Annotated in this window: 13 protein-coding genes; 11 read left to right on the top strand and 2 right to left on the bottom strand. The window is 64.8% G+C overall.

The window, feature by feature from the left end; translation table 11 throughout:
* Positions 1-80 precede the first annotated feature (80 nt).
* From ACK4FJ_RS06885 to ACK4FJ_RS06935, 11 genes are all read left to right on the top strand, one after another.
* A complete protein-coding gene (locus ACK4FJ_RS06885; protein WP_409765112.1) occupies positions 81-911 on the top strand; it encodes an ABC transporter ATP-binding protein in 831 nt (276 codons plus the stop codon).
* Positions 895-2,139, top strand: coding sequence for an ABC transporter substrate-binding protein (locus ACK4FJ_RS06890; RefSeq protein WP_409765113.1), 1,245 nt, complete (start codon positions 895-897; stop codon positions 2,137-2,139). The genes ACK4FJ_RS06885 and ACK4FJ_RS06890 overlap by 17 nt, the downstream gene beginning before the upstream one ends.
* 53 nt (positions 2,140-2,192) lie before the next feature.
* A complete protein-coding gene (locus tag ACK4FJ_RS06895) occupies positions 2,193-2,963 on the top strand; it encodes an ABC transporter permease (RefSeq protein ID WP_409765114.1) in 771 nt (256 codons plus the stop codon).
* Positions 2,964-3,005: 42 nt separating this feature from the next.
* Complete coding sequence (locus tag ACK4FJ_RS06900) at positions 3,006-3,551, top strand: OsmC family protein (protein ID WP_409765115.1); 546 nt, start codon at positions 3,006-3,008, stop codon at positions 3,549-3,551.
* A gap of 55 nt (positions 3,552-3,606) precedes the next feature.
* On the top strand, positions 3,607-4,767 hold the full coding sequence (locus tag ACK4FJ_RS06905) for an acyl-CoA dehydrogenase family protein (RefSeq protein ID WP_409765116.1): 1,161 nt from the start codon (positions 3,607-3,609) through the stop codon (positions 4,765-4,767).
* A 103-nt stretch (positions 4,768-4,870) separates the two neighbouring features.
* Positions 4,871-6,112: a PLP-dependent aminotransferase family protein gene (locus ACK4FJ_RS06910; protein WP_409765117.1), complete on the top strand. Its 1,242-nt coding sequence runs from the start codon at positions 4,871-4,873 to the stop codon at positions 6,110-6,112.
* An 89-nt stretch (positions 6,113-6,201) separates the two neighbouring features.
* Positions 6,202-6,975 (top strand): imidazole glycerol phosphate synthase subunit HisF, encoded by a 774-nt coding sequence (gene hisF / locus ACK4FJ_RS06915; RefSeq protein ID WP_409765118.1) that lies wholly within the window; start codon positions 6,202-6,204, stop codon positions 6,973-6,975.
* 16 nt (positions 6,976-6,991) lie between these two features.
* Positions 6,992-7,321: a phosphoribosyl-ATP diphosphatase gene (locus tag ACK4FJ_RS06920; RefSeq protein ID WP_409745428.1), complete on the top strand. Its 330-nt coding sequence runs from the start codon at positions 6,992-6,994 to the stop codon at positions 7,319-7,321.
* A 23-nt stretch (positions 7,322-7,344) separates the two neighbouring features.
* Positions 7,345-7,713, top strand: coding sequence for a histidine triad nucleotide-binding protein (locus ACK4FJ_RS06925; protein WP_409765119.1), 369 nt, complete (start codon positions 7,345-7,347; stop codon positions 7,711-7,713).
* Positions 7,714-7,860: 147 nt separating this feature from the next.
* Positions 7,861-9,840 carry a TonB-dependent receptor gene (locus ACK4FJ_RS06930; protein ID WP_409765120.1) on the top strand — a complete coding sequence of 660 codons (1,980 nt, stop codon included), beginning with the start codon at positions 7,861-7,863 and terminating at the stop codon, positions 9,838-9,840.
* Positions 9,841-9,906: 66 nt separating this feature from the next.
* Positions 9,907-12,543 (top strand): cation-translocating P-type ATPase, encoded by a 2,637-nt coding sequence (locus tag ACK4FJ_RS06935; RefSeq protein ID WP_409765121.1) that lies wholly within the window; start codon positions 9,907-9,909, stop codon positions 12,541-12,543.
* A 3-nt stretch (positions 12,544-12,546) separates the two neighbouring features.
* Here ACK4FJ_RS06935 and ACK4FJ_RS06940 read toward each other — a convergent pair whose 3' ends face one another.
* Entirely contained in the window at positions 12,547-14,172 is a 1,626-nt protein-coding gene (locus tag ACK4FJ_RS06940; protein ID WP_409765122.1) for an MBL fold metallo-hydrolase, read from the bottom strand.
* An 18-nt stretch (positions 14,173-14,190) separates the two neighbouring features.
* A complete protein-coding gene (locus ACK4FJ_RS06945) occupies positions 14,191-15,687 on the bottom strand; it encodes a thymidine phosphorylase family protein (protein ID WP_409765123.1) in 1,497 nt (498 codons plus the stop codon).
* Positions 15,688-15,691: the final 4 nt, after the last annotated feature.

Here is a 15,691-nt window from a genome sequence, read left to right on the forward strand (position 1 = left end):
TGTGTGTTTATCGGAGTCCCTGCGACATGGCCGTACTCGCCCGTCCATCCATTCTGCCAAGCCCGCCGGAGCCGGTGCCCATGTATAAGCCGGGCGCGCATATCCAGATCCAGGGCATCGGCCACCAGTATCGCCGCGGCCAGCCGGCCCTGCGCGGTATCGAGGCCGAAATCCAGCCCTGCGAGGCGGTGGCGCTGATCGGCCGCTCGGGCTGCGGCAAATCCACTCTGCTGCACATCATCGCCGGCCTGCTCAAGCCCGCCGAGGGCCAGGTGCTGATCGACGGCGAGATCGTGCGCGGCCCGTCGCCGAAATGGAACATGATGTTCCAGTCGCCGTCGCTCTATCCGTGGATGAGCGTGGGCGAGAATGCGGCGCTGGGTCTGAAATTCGCCGGCGTGAAACCGGCCGAACGTCGCGCCATAGTGCAGGAGCTGCTCGACCTGGTGCAGCTGGGCGAGCATTACGACACGCCGGCCCTGCAGCTTTCCGGCGGCCAGCAGCAGCGCGTGGCATTGGCCCGCTCGCTGGCCACGCAGCCCGATGTGCTGCTGCTCGACGAACCCTTCTCGGCGCTGGATGCCTTCACGCGCGCGTCTCTGCAGCGCGATGTGCGCCGCATCTGTCGTGACCGCAAGATCACCCTGGTGCTGGTGACGCACGACATCGACGAGGCCGTGCTGATGGCTGATTGCGCCCTGGTCATGCAGGCCAATCCGGGCTGCATCGCCGCCGTCACCCGCATAGACCTGCCGGAGGAACGCCATCGTGGCGATCCGGCGGTGCAGGCCGAACGCGACCGGCTGCTGAAACTCTTCGAGGGCTGCACCGGCGAACATCTGCCGCGCGGCGAGAACGACATCGGCCTTTCCCAGACCAGAAACGAGGTGAGCTATGTGCGAGCAGTGTGACAGCGGCAACCTGATCGACCATGGCGCCCCCGCCACGAAAGGCGGCCTGACGCGGCGTGGCTATCTCGACCTGATGGCGGCCGGCGGCCTGGCCATGCTGGGCGGACTGAAGCCCGGCCTGTCCTTCGCACAGCCGAAGGATGACGTGGTGCGTATCGGCTATCTACCGATCACCGATGCCACGGCACTGCTGGTGGCGCATGGCATGGGGTTCTTCAAGGAGGAAGGGCTGGTCGCTGAAAAGCCGACGCTGATCCGCTCATGGTCATCGCTGGTGGAAAGCTTCGCCGCACAGAAATTCAATCTGGTGCACTTCCTCAAGCCGATTCCGGTCTGGATGCGCTACAACAACAAGTTCCCCGTCAAGATCATGGGCTGGGCGCATACCAACGGCTCCGCCATCGTGGTCGGCAAGGATGCCGGCATCAACAGCTTCGCCGACCTGAAGGGCAAGCAGGTCGCCGTGCCCTATTGGTATTCCATGCACAACATCGTGCTGCAGATGGCCATGCGCGCAAATGGCGTGAAAGCCGTGATCAAGGAACAGGGCCAGCCGCTGGCGGCCGATGAGTGCAACCTGCAGGTCATGGCACCGCCCGACATGCCGCCGGCTTTGGCTGCCAAGAAGATCGATGCCTACATCGTCGCCGAGCCGTTCAATGCCCTGGGCGAGTTGCGCGCCGGCGCCAAGATGCTGCGCTTCACCGGTGACATGTGGAAGAACCACCCCTGCTGCGTGGTCTGCATGCATGAATCCGACACGAAAGACCGGTCGGAGTGGACGCAGAAGGTGATGAACGCAGTCGTGAAGGCGCAGGTCTATGCCAGCGCCAACAAGAAGGAAGTCGCCAAGCTGCTGTCGCGCGATGGCATGGAATACCTGCCGGTGCCGCAGGATGTGGTCGAGCGTGCCATGACGCTCTACGACACCGGCACCTATGCGACGCCGCCGGCGATCAAGCATCCCGACTGGAAGAACGGCCGCATCGACTTCAACGGTTTCCCCTATGCATCGGCCACCAAGCTGATCGTCAAGGCGATGAACGAGACCGTGGTGTCGGGCGATACCACCTTCCTCGGCGGCCTCGATCCCGATTTCGTCGCCAAGGACCTGGTCGACGACCGCTTCATCCGCAAGGCGCTGGCCAAGTTCCCCGACTGGCGCAAGGATCCGACCGTGCCGACCGGCGCCGATCCCTTCACCCGCGAGGAGGTCATCGCGCTGTGACGCTGGCGCTCGATATGCCGGCTGCGAAGAAGCTGCCCCGTCTATCACCGGGTATGCGGGGACAGGTTGTCTCGCTGGGCAATGCGGCGCTGGGCATCGGTTTGCTGCTTGGCCTGTGGTGGATTGGCGGCTGGATCGTGGCCAGCAATCCGGCCACTGCCAATTTCGCCGGTTTCGCACCCGGCCCGGCCTTCAAGAGCCTGTGGAAGCTGATCAGCGGCGGCAGTCTGTGGTCCACCATGCAGCCCAGCCTGCTGCGCATCCTGGGCGGCATGGCCTGGGCGATTGCCATCGGCGTGCCGGTCGGCATCGCCATCGGGCGTATTGCGGCTCTGCGTAACCTGACCCATGTGCCGTTCCAGTTCCTGCGCATGATCAGCCCGCTGTCGTGGATGCCGATTGCGGTGCTGAGCTTTTCCAGCTGGGAAGGCGCCATCGTCTTCCTGATCTTCGCCGCTGCCGTCTGGCCGATCACCTTTGCCACCGCTAACGGCATCCGCAAGATCGACCCCGCCTGGTTCAAGGTGGCACGCAATCTCGGCGCACGCTCGTGGCAGATGCTGCTGCAGATCATTTTGCCGGCGGCGGCGCAGGACGTGCTGACCGGCATCCGTCTCGCGCTCGGCACCGCCTGGGTGGTGCTGGTACCGGCGGAATATCTCGGCGTCACAAGCGGCCTCGGCTACGCGATCAATGACGCCCGCGACACCCTGGAATACGACCGCCTTGCCGCCATCGTGGTGGTGATCGGCGCGGTCGGCTTCCTGCTCGACTGGATCTGTCTGACCCTGATCAAGCGCTACGGCTGGACCAGGGAAGGATGAACCCCGCGCCACAAGACCAAACACCCTGAAAGGAGTCTGATAATGAGCGCCAATCCCGTACCCGCTACCGCCATAACCGGCTGTCTCGCCCCGATCGACAAGGACGGTCTGATGGACCTGATCGCCAAGGGCAAGGAAAACCCGAAGGCGATCAAGACGCTGAAATGCAAGACCGTGGCCGAGGGCCGCTTCCGGCACCTCAACTACATCCGCAACCTGCCGCCCTACATCGTCGATGAGCCGCCGGGCCTGCTGGGCGACGACACTGCGCCGAATCCTTCCGAGGCTTCGCTGGCCGCGCTGGGCTCGTGCATCGCCGTCGGCATCCATGCCAACGCGGTCGCGCGCAACATCACCATCCGCAAGCTCGAACTGGAACTGGAAGCCGACATCAACATCACGGCCGTCTGGGGCACGGGCGACACCTCGCCCAAGCCGGTCGGCTTCGATGCCGTGCGGATCAAGGTCGATCTGGATGCCGATGCGCCCAAGGCCGATCTGGATGAGCTGGTCCAGCATGTGAAGAAGTGGTCGCCCGTGGCCAACACCTTCATGAAGCCGGTTGGCGTGGACGTTGTGCTGGGCTGACGCCTGGCCGTTTCACTGCCCACAGAGACGATCGTCGCAGCCCAAGGAGATGCCCATGTCAGCCGCCCTCGCTTCCGCCACCCTGTCGGAACCGGTGCCCGTTACCGCGGCGGGCATGATCCCCGCAGCATCTCTGCCGGGCCGCGACGATCTGCTCAGCCGCCTGCGCGGTATCGCTGCCAGCGATCTCGCCCCGCAGGTACACAAGATCGACCATGACGGTATTTACCCCGACGCCGTCCTGCGCAGCTTCGGCGAAGCCGGCGCCTATACGGCCCATATCGGCGCCAAACCGGACCTGGTCACCGCCATCGAGGCGATGGCCGTGGCGGGTGAGCAATGCCTGTCCACCGCCTTCTGCATCTGGTGCCAGGATGCCCTGGCCTGGTATCTGGCGCAGAGCCAGAATGCCGCGCCGCGCGAGGCCTTGCTGGGCAAGGTGGCGCAGGGCGCGCTGCTCGGCGGCACGGGGCTTTCGAATCCGATGAAAAGTTTCTTCGGCATCGAACCGCTGAAGCTGAAGGGCCGCCGCGTGAAAGGCGGCTACGAAGTCTCAGGCGGTCTGCCCTGGGTCTCCAATCTGGGCGACGATCATCTGTTCGGCGCGGTGTTCGAATTGGCCGATGCGCCGCAGCACCGCGTCATGGCCGTGGTGGATTGCAGCCGCGAGGATATCGTGCTGCGCCAGTCAACGCATTTCCTGGCGCTGGAAGGTACCCGCACCATGGCGGTGACGTTCCGCAAGGCCTTCATCCCCGACAGCATGGTGCTGGCCGAGCCGGTGGAAGGTTTCATCAAACGCATCCGTGCCGGCTTCATTCTGCTGCAGGCCGGCATGGCCTTCGGCCTGATCCAGGGCTGCATCAACATCATGCGCGGCACCGAAAAGGGCCTGGGCCATATCAACAAATACATCCCCGAACAGCCGGCCATGTTCGAGGATGCCCTGGCACAAATGCGCGAAACCGTGCACGAGCTGGCCGCCACGCCGTTCGAGGCCGATCCGGCCTACTGGCGGGCGGTGATCGAGGCCCGGCTGGCAGCCGGCGACTGGTCGCTGAAGGCCGCCCAGGCCGCTATGCTGCATGCCGGTGCTTCGGGGTATATCGTCGGCGCCGCCGCCCAGCGGCGCTTAAGGGAATCCTACTTCGTTGCCATCGTCACCCCGGCGACCAAGCAGCTGCGCAAGATGCTGGCCGACCTGGACGCGAAATAGCCCGGATTTCCCGCATTCCTGCGCCGGCGCTTTCCTGCCGGCGGGCGGCTCGGCTATGGTGGCGGCAGCCAGAGGAAACCCCGAGCCGCCGCGAGCCACCAGAATGTCCGAATCCGTGTTCCCCGGTCTGTCCCAGAGCGTTGCGACCCTGCGCGCCTCCGAAATCCGCGAACTGCTGAAACTGATCGCGCGGCCGGAAATCATCTCGTTTGCCGGCGGTATTCCCGATCCGGCCCTGTTCCCGCTGGACTCCATCGGCAAGGCCTATCAGGCCGTGCTGCAGAACCCGGCCATGGCCGGCGAGGCTTTCCAGTATTCGATCAGCGAGGGCTATCCCCCGCTGCGCGACTGGATTGTCGGTTATCTCAAGAGCCACGGCATCGACACCGCGCCGGAGCAGGTGCTGATCACCTCGGGCGCGCAGCAGGCGTTGGATTTCCTTGGCCGCGCCCTGATCAATCCCGGCGACGCTGTCGTGATGTCCTCGCCCAGCTATCTTGGTGCCATCCAGGTCTTCGGTACCTATCAGCCGACATTCATCTCCGTGCCGATGGATGACGAAGGCGTGCTGCTGAATGATCTGGAAGCGGCGTTCAAACAGAAGCCTAAATTCTTCTACCTCACGCCGGATTTCTGCAATCCGGCCGGCATCACCACCTCGCTGGCGCGCCGCCGGGCGATCCTGGAACTCGCACATCGTTATAATGTGGCGATCCTGGAAGATTCGCCATACGAGGAATTGCGCTACGAAAATGCCCGCATCCCAAGCTTTGCGGCGCTGGAACAGACGTATCTCGCCAGCTCTGAAAGCGACGGCAAACGCCTCGTGGTCTATATCGGCAGCCTGTCGAAGGTACTGACACCGGCTTTGCGCATCGGTTGGATCTGTGCCGATCCGTCATTGATCAACAAGCTGGTGCTGCTCAAGCAGGCCTCCGATCTGCATTGCAGCACGATCAACCAGATGGTGGCCTGCGACATTGCCAAGGCTTCCCATGCCAGCCAGGTGGAAAAGCTGCGCAAGGCCTACAAGGAACGCCGCGACGTGATGCTCGAGGCGCTGGAACGCTGCCTGCCCAAGGAGGTGCGTTTCACCCGGCCCGATGGCGGCATGTTCATTTGGCTGGAATTCCCCGATGGCATCGACGGCGCCGAATTGCTGGCCGAGGCGGTGAAGGACATCCAGGTCGCCTTCGTGCCCGGCTCGGCCTTCTATGCCAACGATGTGAAGCGCAACACCGCGCGCTTAAGCTTCTCGCTGGGCGAGCCGGCCCGCATCCGCGAAGGCATCGAGCGGCTGGCGGCCCTGCTGCAGAACAAGCTGCGCGCCAACCGGGCGGCCTGATCGCGAGAAAGCCCCATTTTGCTGGTAAAACCGCTTCCGCTGGGGGCAGCGATCCGCTATGACCGGGGCCGGAAACTGGATCCTGGATCATGACCCTGAAAGTCCGTGTCATTCCCTGCCTCGACGTGAAGGACGGCCGTGTCGTCAAGGGCGTCAATTTCGTCAACCTGCGCGATGCCGGCGATCCGGTCGAGCAGGCGGCGGTGTATGATGCTGCCGGCGCTGACGAACTGACCTTCCTCGACATCACCGCGTCGTCGGATGCCCGCGACACGCTCTACGACGTGGTGGCGCGGACGGCCGAGCGCTGCTTCATGCCGCTCACCGTGGGCGGCGGCGTGCGCGTGGTGGAAGACGTGCGCAAGCTGCTGCTGGCTGGCGCCGACAAGGCGTCGATCAACACTGCCGCCGTCAACCGGCCGGAATTCGTGCGTGAGGCGGCCGAGAAATTCGGCAGTCAATGCGTGGTGGTGGCCATCGACGCGCGTAATGTGGCGCCAGCGGGAAGTCCGGGCAAATGGGAGGTCTTCACCCATGGTGGCCGCAACGCCACTGGCCTGGATGCGGTCGAATGGGCCAAACGCATGGCCGAATACGGTGCCGGCGAAATCCTGCTTACCTCGATGGACCGCGACGGCACCGAGAAGGGCTTCGATCTTGATCTCACCCGCGCGGTGGCTGATGCCGTCAGCATCCCCGTGGTGGCCTCAGGCGGCGTGGGCAATCTGGATCACTTCGTCGATGGTGTAGTGCAGGGCCATGCCTCGGCCGTGCTGGCGGCCTCGATTTTCCATTTCGGCCGGCATAGCATTGCCGAAGCCAAACAACGCATGGCCGCTGCCGGTATTCCGGTACGGCTCTAGGGAAGGAACCGACGCGATGGGCGAGAACCGCGACACGCTGGAACGCCTCTACGACGTGATCCTCAGCCGCAAGGGCGGGGACCCGGCGGTGTCGCACACCGCCAAGCTGTTCGCCAAGGGCCGCGCCAAGATCGCCCAGAAGATGGGAGAGGAAGCGGTCGAGCTGGCCATCGCCGCCGTGTCGGAAACGCGCGAGGAGATGATCTCGGAAAGCGCCGACCTCGTGTTCCACCTGCTGGTGCTGTGGGCCGAATGCGGCATCACCATCGAGGATGTGCGTGCCGAACTGCGCCGCCGCGAAGGTCAGTCGGGCATCGAGGAAAAGAAGGCGCGCCAGCTTACGTAAGACGCAAGGGAATCCCACTAGCCATGGCTTACGATCCGAACAACGTGTTTGCAAAAATCCTGCGCGGCGAGATTCCGTGCAAGAAGGTGCATGAAAGCAAGCACAGCCTGGCCTTCCACGACATCAACCCGCTGTCGCCCATCCATGTGCTGGTGATCCCCAAGGGCGCCTATGCCGATTTCGACGATTTCTCGGCCCGGGCCAGCGCGGAAGAGCAGGCCGACTACGTCAAAGCCATCGGCGACACGGCCCGCGTGGTCGGCGCCGACGAGGGCGGCTACCGCCTGCTCAGCAATTGCGGCGTCAACGCCAACCAGGAAGTGCCGCATCTGCATGTCCATATCTTCGGCGGCCGTGTGCTCGGCCGCATGCTGAAGAAGGATGGCGAATAGGCCGTTCGCCGCGGTTCATCTGCTGCATTTCGTCCGGGCGCCCGCCGGAAAACCCCGGCGGGCGCCTGTAATTTCAGGGCCTTGTGGGAAAGTAATATTATAAAGTAACGTTATTAAATAACGTTACTGCTCCCCGGGGTCCCGCTTATGTCATACACTCTCAGCCACCGCCTGTTGGCCGGCGTCAGCCTGTTCGTCTCGTTTCCAGCGACCGTCCTGGCCCAGGACAAACCGGTCTCGCTCGCCCCCGTCCTGGTGACCGCGCCATTGGGCGCGAGTCAGGAGGAACTGGTGGAAGGCAGCACGGTTTTGCAGGGCGAAACTTTGGACCGCCGCCGCGCCGCCACGCTGGGCGAGGTGCTTGACGGCACTCCGGGCGTCAGCTCGACCCAGTTTGGCCCCGGCGCCGGACGGCCGATCATCCGCGGCCAGGGCGGCCCGCGTGTACGCGTGATGCAGAACGGCGTCGATACCTTCGATGCCTCCACCCTCAGTCCCGACCATGCCGTGGCGGCCCCGCCCGGCGGCGCCGAACGGATCGAAGTGCTGCGCGGCCCGGCCACACTGCTTTACGGCTCCTCGGCAATCGGCGGTGTGGTCAATGTGATCGACGGCCGCATCCCCGATGCCATGTCCAAGAACGGCGCCAGCGGCAATGCGCGGCTGGATTATGGCAGCGGCGCCCAGGAGACCAGTGGATTCGCCAGCGTCAACGCGGCGGTCAGCGACCGCTTCGTGGTGCATGGCGAGGCGGGTTTCCTGGATGCCGAGGATTACCGCATCAATGGCTATGCTTCCAATGCGGCACGCAATGCCGGACTCAAGGGCCGGGTCGACAACACGGCAGTCGAAAACCGCAACGGTGCCGTCGGCGCATCCTATCTGGGCGAAGCCGGTTATGCCGGATTCAGCTTGGCACAGTTCTACAGCTACTACGGCGTTCCGGGCGACGATCCGGTGCGGATCGACATGCGGCAAAACCGACTGGATGGCAAGTTCGGCCTGTATGAACTATTTTCCTTCCTTGACGAACTGCGTCTGAAATTCGGCTATGCCAATTACCTGCATGACGAGATCGAGAATACCGGTGAACGCGCCACACGGTTCGACAGCGAAAGTTGGGAAGCGCGGCTGGAAGCCGAGCACAAGCCGATCGGCAACATCCGCGGCGTGATCGGCCTGCAGAGCGATAGGCGCGACCTCACGGCCACCGGTGAGGAAGCCTTCATCACGCCCACCATCACCGACAGCAACGCCCTGTTCCTGCTGGAACGCTATGAAACCGGCAACTGGCTGTTCTCCCTCGGCGGCCGCATCGAGCATGTGGATGTCGAGGCCAGCAGCCTGGGCCGCAGCCGCGATTTCACCCCGGCCAGCCTGTCGGGCAGCGCCTCGTGGAAGTTTGTTCCCGGCTATGCGGCCGGGCTGTCGCTGTCGCGTACCGAACGCGCGCCCACGGCCGAGGAGCTGTTTTCAGACGGCAAGCATGTGGCAACGCAATCCTACGAGATCGGCAGCGCGTCCTTGAGCAAGGAAGGTGCGCGGCATGCCGAACTGAGCCTGCGCAAGACCGAGGGTGACGTGACTGGCGCGGCAAATGCCTATGTCACGCGGTTTCAGAACTATATCTATGGCAGGTTCACCGGCAATCAGCGGGATAATCTGAATGAACTGCAATATAGCCAGACCGATGCGTTGTTCCGCGGCGTCGAGCTGGAAAGTGCGTGGATCTTCTGGCGCATTGCCGGCTATGCCCTCAAGCTGGATGGCCGTCTTGACTATGTGCGCGCCGCCGACACCAGCAACGATACGGCATTACCGCTGATTCCGCCGGTTGGCTACGGACTCGGCTTCAATGCCGATAGTGCGGCGCTCGGCTTCCGCTTCGAACTTGCCGGTCGCATGGATCAGAACCGTGCCGGGGTAAACGAGACGCGTACCGATGGTTATGCCGTGTTGAACACAGCGCTGACCTGGCGGCCTTTCGAGGAAAACCGCAACCTGGCGCTGCAGCTCCAGGGCCGCAACCTGACGGACGCGGAAGGCCGCAACCATACATCGATGCTGAAGAACGTCGCGCCGATCCGCGGTCGTGAAGTGCGGCTGGGCGCCAGTATCGCCTTCTGAGCGCACAGTACGGGTCTTTGATTTCGGTCATGGGCAAGGCGCCGCGGGTCATGGCAGGATGCCGCCATGACGCCGCTCCCGCCAGCCCATGATCCCATCCACAGCCTGTCGTCCGATGCCGCGCTGGCGCGGCTGCTGAGCATCCGCGAGGGCCTGAGCGGGGCGGAGGCGATCGCGCGGCTGCACCGGCACGGCTTCAACCGGCTGCCCGAGGCCCGTGCCCGCACCATGCTGGGCGTCGCCCTGCACCAGTTCCGTTCGCCTTTCATCTATCTTCTCCTGGCCGCCGCAGGCGTCAGCCTGCTGCTTGATCATCTGGCCGATGCGGGCTTCATCGCCATCGTGCTGCTGCTCAACGGCAGCATCGGATTCTGGCAGGAATGGCAGGCCGAAACGCGCGCCCGCGCGCTGAAATCCCTGGTGCGCGGCCATGTACCGGTCTGGCGCGATGGCGTGCTGGTCTCGCTCGACACCGAGCTTTTGGTGCCCGGCGATGTGGTCGAATTGGAAAGCGGCGTGAAGATCCCGGCCGACCTGCGCCTGATCGAGGCCGATGCGCTGGAGGCCGACGAAAGCCTGCTCACCGGCGAGTCGATGGCGGTGGCAAAAGATGCCAGCCATGTCAGCGCAGCGGATGCGCCGCTGGGCGATCGGCACGGCATGTTGTTCGCCGGCTCGATGGTGCAGAGCGGACGGGCCCGCGCCGTGGTGGCCGCCACTGGACGCCATAGCGAAATCGGGCGGCTGGCACTGGCCCTGCAGGTGGCCGGTGCGGCACCGCCGCTGGTGCGCCGCATGGAGGTATTCACCCGTCAGATCGCCATCGCCGCGCTGGTGCTGATTGCCCTGATCGCCGGGCTGGAAATCCTGCGCGGCGCCGGCATGGCCGAGATATTCCTGCTGGCGGTGGCCCTCGCGGTATCGGCCATCCCCGAGGGCCTGCCGGTCGCGATGACGGTGGCGCTGTCCATTAGCGTGCACCGCATGGGCCAGAGGAGCGTGGTGGTGCGGCACCTGCCCGCCGTGGAAGGTCTGGGTGCCTGCACCATGATCGCCACCGACAAGACCGGCACGCTTACCGTGAATCGTCTGACCATCGAAACCGTCTGGCTGCCCGATTTGACGGAAAATGACGGCCGTATGCCGCCGCAGGATGCCCGCGTGCGGCAACTGGCACTGGCGGCCGCGCGCTGTTCTGAATCCCATGGCGGTGCGGTCGATCACACCGGCGATGAGATCGGCGATGCCGTCGATCTGGCCTTCCTGCGCCTTGCCTTGCGCTTCGACTACAATGCGGCCATGGATGCGGTGGATCATCGCGGCCGCATCGCCTATGAACCGGCGCGGCGGTATGCCGCCGATTTCCATGCCGATGGCGACACGCTGGTGGCCTATGTGAAGGGCGCGCCGGAAACCCTGCTCGATCTCTGCGGCGCTCAAGCCTGGGAGCCGGAACGGCGCGCGGCGGCCGAACGCGCCGTGCGCTCGCTCGCCGCCGATGGCTACCGCGTCATCGCCGTGGCGGCCGGCGCGGTCACCGCGCCTGAGGCGGAATCGCTCGATGGCTTGATGTTGCTCGGTTTTGCCGGCCTGATTGATCCATTACGCCAGGAGGCGCGGCTTTCAGTGCGTGCTGCGCAGGCCGCCGGCATCCGTGTCGCCATGGTCACCGGCGATCACCCGCTCACGGCACTGGCCATCGCGCGCCAGCTTGACCTCGCCGCCGAAGGCGCGGCCGGCGAGGCACAGCTGATCACCGGCGCGGAACTGCAGAAACTGGGCGGCGACCAGGCGGCTTTCGATGCGGCCGTGGCGCGTGCGCTTGTCTTTGCCCGTACCGAACCGCTGCAGAAGCTCGCCATCGTCGAAAGTCTGCGCCGCCAGGGCCATGTGGTGGCGGTCACCGGCGACGGCGTCAATGACGCCCCGGCCCTGAAAGCCGCCGATATCGGTGTGGCCATGGGGCGCGGCGGCACCGATGTGGCGCGTGAGGCGGCCGACCTGATCCTGGTCGACGACAATTTCGCCTCCATCGTTGCCGGCATCGAGGAAGGTCGCGCGGCTTACGACAACCTGCGCAAAGTGATCCTGCTCTGCATCTCGACGGGCGCTGCCGAGATTCTGCTCATGCTGCTGGCCAGCCTGACCGGCCTGCCGCCGCCGCTCTCGGCCGTGCAATTGCTGTGGCTCAATCTCGTCACCAACGGCATCCAGGATGTGGCGCTGGCTTTCGAAAAGCCCGAGCCCGGCCTGCTGCAGCGCCGGCCGCGCCCGAAGCACAGCCGCATCTTCGACCGCCGCATGATCGAGCAGGTGGCGCTGTCCGGCGCGGTGATCGGCGTGGCCAGCTTCGCTTTCTATGCCTGGCTGCTGCAGGGCCGGCATGTTCCGCTGGTGGTCGCCCAGGGGCTCACGTTGTGGCTGATCGTCTGGTTCGAGAATGCCCATGTGCTGAACTGCCGTTCGGAGCGACGTTCGCTGTTCCGCGTGCCGCTGTCGGGCAACTGGCTGCTGATCCTCAGCGTGATCGCCGCCCAGGGCCTGCAATTCGCCGCCGCTTCCCTGCCCGGCATCGGCCCGATGCTGCGGCTGGAAGACGTGTCGCTGCTGCATGGCGCGTTGCTCGCCCTGCCGGCGTTTTTGCTGGTGGCGGCGATGGAGGTCTACAAGGCGGCGCGGAAGGACGACGGGCAAGCCGCCTGAGGCCTATCCCCGCCCCAGCACGCGCTGCATCTTCTTCAGCAGGCGGCGGCGTTCGGCATCGCTTTCAGCATTGCGCAGCTCGGCCTGCACCTGCAGCATCAGGCGCGCATAGTCGTTATGCCAGTCATGGCCCGACAGCGCCTCGGCCTCGGCATAACGATCCAGCCGCTTCTTCACCTGCGGCGTCTTCAGCAGCTTGGGATGCGGGTGGTTCAGGGCGTAGAACTCGTCCAGCCGCGGCGCGTAGACCTGCGGCTGGATCCCGTGGGGCAGCGTGTTCTTGTCCCATAGCGCGATGGCGGCGCGTAGTGCGCCCACGGCATCGGGCTCGCCATGGGTCAGCATCAGGCCGCGTCGGATCGGCAGGCGGTCCTTCAGCCAGTCCAGCAGTTCGTCATGGTCGGCATGGCCGGAATAGATTTCCAGCTTGCGGATGCGTGCCCGCACCTCCAGCTCGTCGCCCTGGATGCGCACCGCCTTCTCGCCCTGTTCCAGCAGATAACCCAGCGTGCCCGGCGCCATATAGCCGATCAGCAGCACCGTGGCATTGGGTCGCCAGAGATTGTTCTTCAGGTGATGGCGGATGCGGCCGGCCTCGCACATGCCGCTGGCAGCGATGATGATAGCTCCGCCGGTCACCTGTTCGATCTGCATGCTTTCCTGCACGCTTTTGGTGAAGCGCAGGTTGCCGCCCTCGAAGGGCTGCGCGGTCGGCGCATGCACGCCATTCTCGCGGTGCAGGTATTTGGCGAACACGTCGGTGACATTGAGTGCCAGCGGTGAATCGACGAAAACCGGCACGCGCCGGATCGTGCCGTCATGCATCAGCTTGGTCAGGTCGGCCAGCAATTCCTGGGTGCGTTCCACAGCAAAAGCCGGGATCACGAGGTTGCCGCCCTGGGCCAGCGCCTCGTTCACCTCCGCCGCCAGCGCGGCCCGGCGTCCGGCGGCGTCGAGTTTGGGTCGTGGCCGGCCGCCATAGGTGGCTTCCATCACCACCACGTCCAGGTCATGCGGCCCCTCGGCGGCATGCTGCAGCGCCTTGTGTTCCGGCCCGATATCGCCGGAAAACAGTAGCCGCAGCGGCTCGCGCTCTCCATTGGCGACTTTCAATTCGATTGAGGCCGCACCAAGGATATGGCCGGCATTCCACAACCGCGCCTCGATGCCCGGAATCACCTCAAACCAGGTCTCGAAATCGCGCTTGGCGATCTGCTTCAGGCTGTCGACGGCGTCCTGCTCGGTATAGATCGGCTGCACGATGCCGCGTCCGCGCCGCTGGTTGCGCCGGTTCAGCCGCTCGACCTCCATCTCCTGGATGCCGCCGGAATCGGGCAGCATGAAACGCAGCAGATCGGCGCTGCCCTCGGTGGTCATGATCGGGCCGGCGAAGCCGGCCTTCACCAGTTTCGGGATCAGGCCGCTATGGTCGATATGGGCATGGGTCAGCAGCACGGCATCGATCTGGCGCGGGTCGAAGGGCCAGGCACTGTAATTCAGTTCCTTCAGGGTCTTGTCGCCCTGGAACATGCCGCAATCGACCAGGATACTGCGATTGCCCAGCTGCAGGCGATAGCAGGAACCAGTGACGACGCCGGCGGCGCCATGGAAACTCAGCGTGGCGGACATGATGGAACTCTTCCCTGATTATGCCGGACTGCCATTGACGACGAAGCCGCTATCCTGCGCGGCCAGGTCGGCGGCGAAACCCAGATCAGCTGGCAGGGCGGCATGGATGCGATAGAGCGGCTCGCCCTTGCGCACGGCGCCCCCGGTTTTCTTCAGCAGGTCCACGCCGGCACCCTTGAAGGCCGGCGCGCCGGCCATGCGGGCGATCCGTGCAATGCGCAGGCAGTCGATGCCCGTCACCATACCATCCTTCGGCGCCAGCACTTCATAGCCGGTCGGGCTGGGCGCGATGCTCAGGCCGCTCGGGCCCTGGGCCTCGATGATGCGTTCCATGGCCTTCAGCGCCGCGCCGGAATCCAGCAGTTCGCGGGCACGACGCAGGCCCTGGCCGCCGGTGATGCCGGCATCCGCCTCGATCAGCGTGCCGGCCAGCAGGATGGAGCGTTCGCGCAGATCCTGCGGGGCATTCTTCTCGTTGCGCAGAACCGCCATCACGTCGCGCGCCTCCAGCATTGGGCCGATGCCGTTGCCGATCGGCTCGCGGCCATCGGTGATCACGACCTCGATCGGCAGGTCCAGCGCGCCGGCAACATACTGGAACAGCTTGCGCAGCCGCACGGCATCCTCATGGCTGCGCACCTTCGCCGTGGGGCCGACCGGAATGTCGAGTACCAGATAACGCGAACCGGCGGTCAGCTTCTTGGAAAGGATCGAGGCCACCATCTGCTCGCGCGTGTCGATACGCAGCGGGCGCTCCACGGTAATCAGCACATCGTCGGCGGGTGAGAGATTGACGCGGCCGCCCCAGACCAGGCAACCGCCGATCTTCTCGACAATGGCGCGCATCTCGTCGGTGCCGATATCAACGCGGGCCAGCACCTCCATGGTATCGGCGGTGCCGGCTGGCGAAGTAATGGCACGCGACGAGGTTTTTGGAATGGTCAGGCCATGGGCCATCACGATAGGTACCACGATCATCGAGGTACGGTTGCCCGGGATACCGCCGATGCAATGCTTGTCGACCACCATCTTGTGGTCCCATTCCAGGCGATGACCCACATTGGCCATGGCCCGCGTCAGGCTTAGCACTTCGTCGGCCGTCATGAAGCTGGCACAGCCGACCAGGAAGGCGGCGATCTCCATCTTGGAATAACGCAAAGCGGCAACATCGCGGATCACCGCGTGATATTCGGCCTCACTCAGCACGCGGCCCTGGATCTTGGCGCGGACCGCCTCCAGGCTCTCGACGGGACGCGGATGCTCGATGCTCACCGTCGTGCCCTCATGCCGGGCGAACAGGCGGAAGGCCTCCTCGGAAAGGCCCAGTTCGTCGGGTGCCAGCAGGCCGGGATCGTCGACGATGTTCAGCGTGGCGGGGATGCAATGGCCGTCGGTCTTCACCTCGATCTTGCCCAGGGCCTGGAATTCCTCGGCGCGATAAAGCGGGCAGGCTCGGCTGAGATAGGCGATGCTTTCGCGATGGGTATCGATAGCGACGCGCTTCAGCTTCAGCATCGCT

The sequence above is a fragment of the Ferrovibrio sp. genome, from assembly GCF_046297595.1.
Taxonomy (GTDB): Bacteria; Pseudomonadota; Alphaproteobacteria; order Ferrovibrionales; family Ferrovibrionaceae; genus Ferrovibrio.

Coding starts and splice junctions, on each gene's coding strand:
- ACK4FJ_RS06940 (WP_409765122.1), bottom strand. CDS start 14,172: ATGTCCGCCACGCTGAGTTTCCATGGCGCCGCCGGCGTCGTCACTGGT.
- ACK4FJ_RS06935 (WP_409765121.1), top strand. CDS start 9,907: ATGACGCCGCTCCCGCCAGCCCATGATCCCATCCACAGCCTGTCGTCC.
- ACK4FJ_RS06925 (WP_409765119.1), top strand. CDS start 7,345: ATGGCTTACGATCCGAACAACGTGTTTGCAAAAATCCTGCGCGGCGAG.
- ACK4FJ_RS06910 (WP_409765117.1), top strand. CDS start 4,871: ATGTCCGAATCCGTGTTCCCCGGTCTGTCCCAGAGCGTTGCGACCCTG.
- ACK4FJ_RS06895 (WP_409765114.1), top strand. CDS start 2,193: ATGCGGGGACAGGTTGTCTCGCTGGGCAATGCGGCGCTGGGCATCGGT.
- ACK4FJ_RS06900 (WP_409765115.1), top strand. CDS start 3,006: ATGAGCGCCAATCCCGTACCCGCTACCGCCATAACCGGCTGTCTCGCC.
- ACK4FJ_RS06905 (WP_409765116.1), top strand. CDS start 3,607: ATGTCAGCCGCCCTCGCTTCCGCCACCCTGTCGGAACCGGTGCCCGTT.
- hisF (WP_409765118.1), top strand. CDS start 6,202: ATGACCCTGAAAGTCCGTGTCATTCCCTGCCTCGACGTGAAGGACGGC.
- ACK4FJ_RS06920 (WP_409745428.1), top strand. CDS start 6,992: ATGGGCGAGAACCGCGACACGCTGGAACGCCTCTACGACGTGATCCTC.
- ACK4FJ_RS06945 (WP_409765123.1), bottom strand. CDS start 15,687: ATGCTGAAGCTGAAGCGCGTCGCTATCGATACCCATCGCGAAAGCATC.
- ACK4FJ_RS06930 (WP_409765120.1), top strand. CDS start 7,861: ATGTCATACACTCTCAGCCACCGCCTGTTGGCCGGCGTCAGCCTGTTC.
- ACK4FJ_RS06885 (WP_409765112.1), top strand. CDS start 81: ATGTATAAGCCGGGCGCGCATATCCAGATCCAGGGCATCGGCCACCAG.
- ACK4FJ_RS06890 (WP_409765113.1), top strand. CDS start 895: ATGTGCGAGCAGTGTGACAGCGGCAACCTGATCGACCATGGCGCCCCC.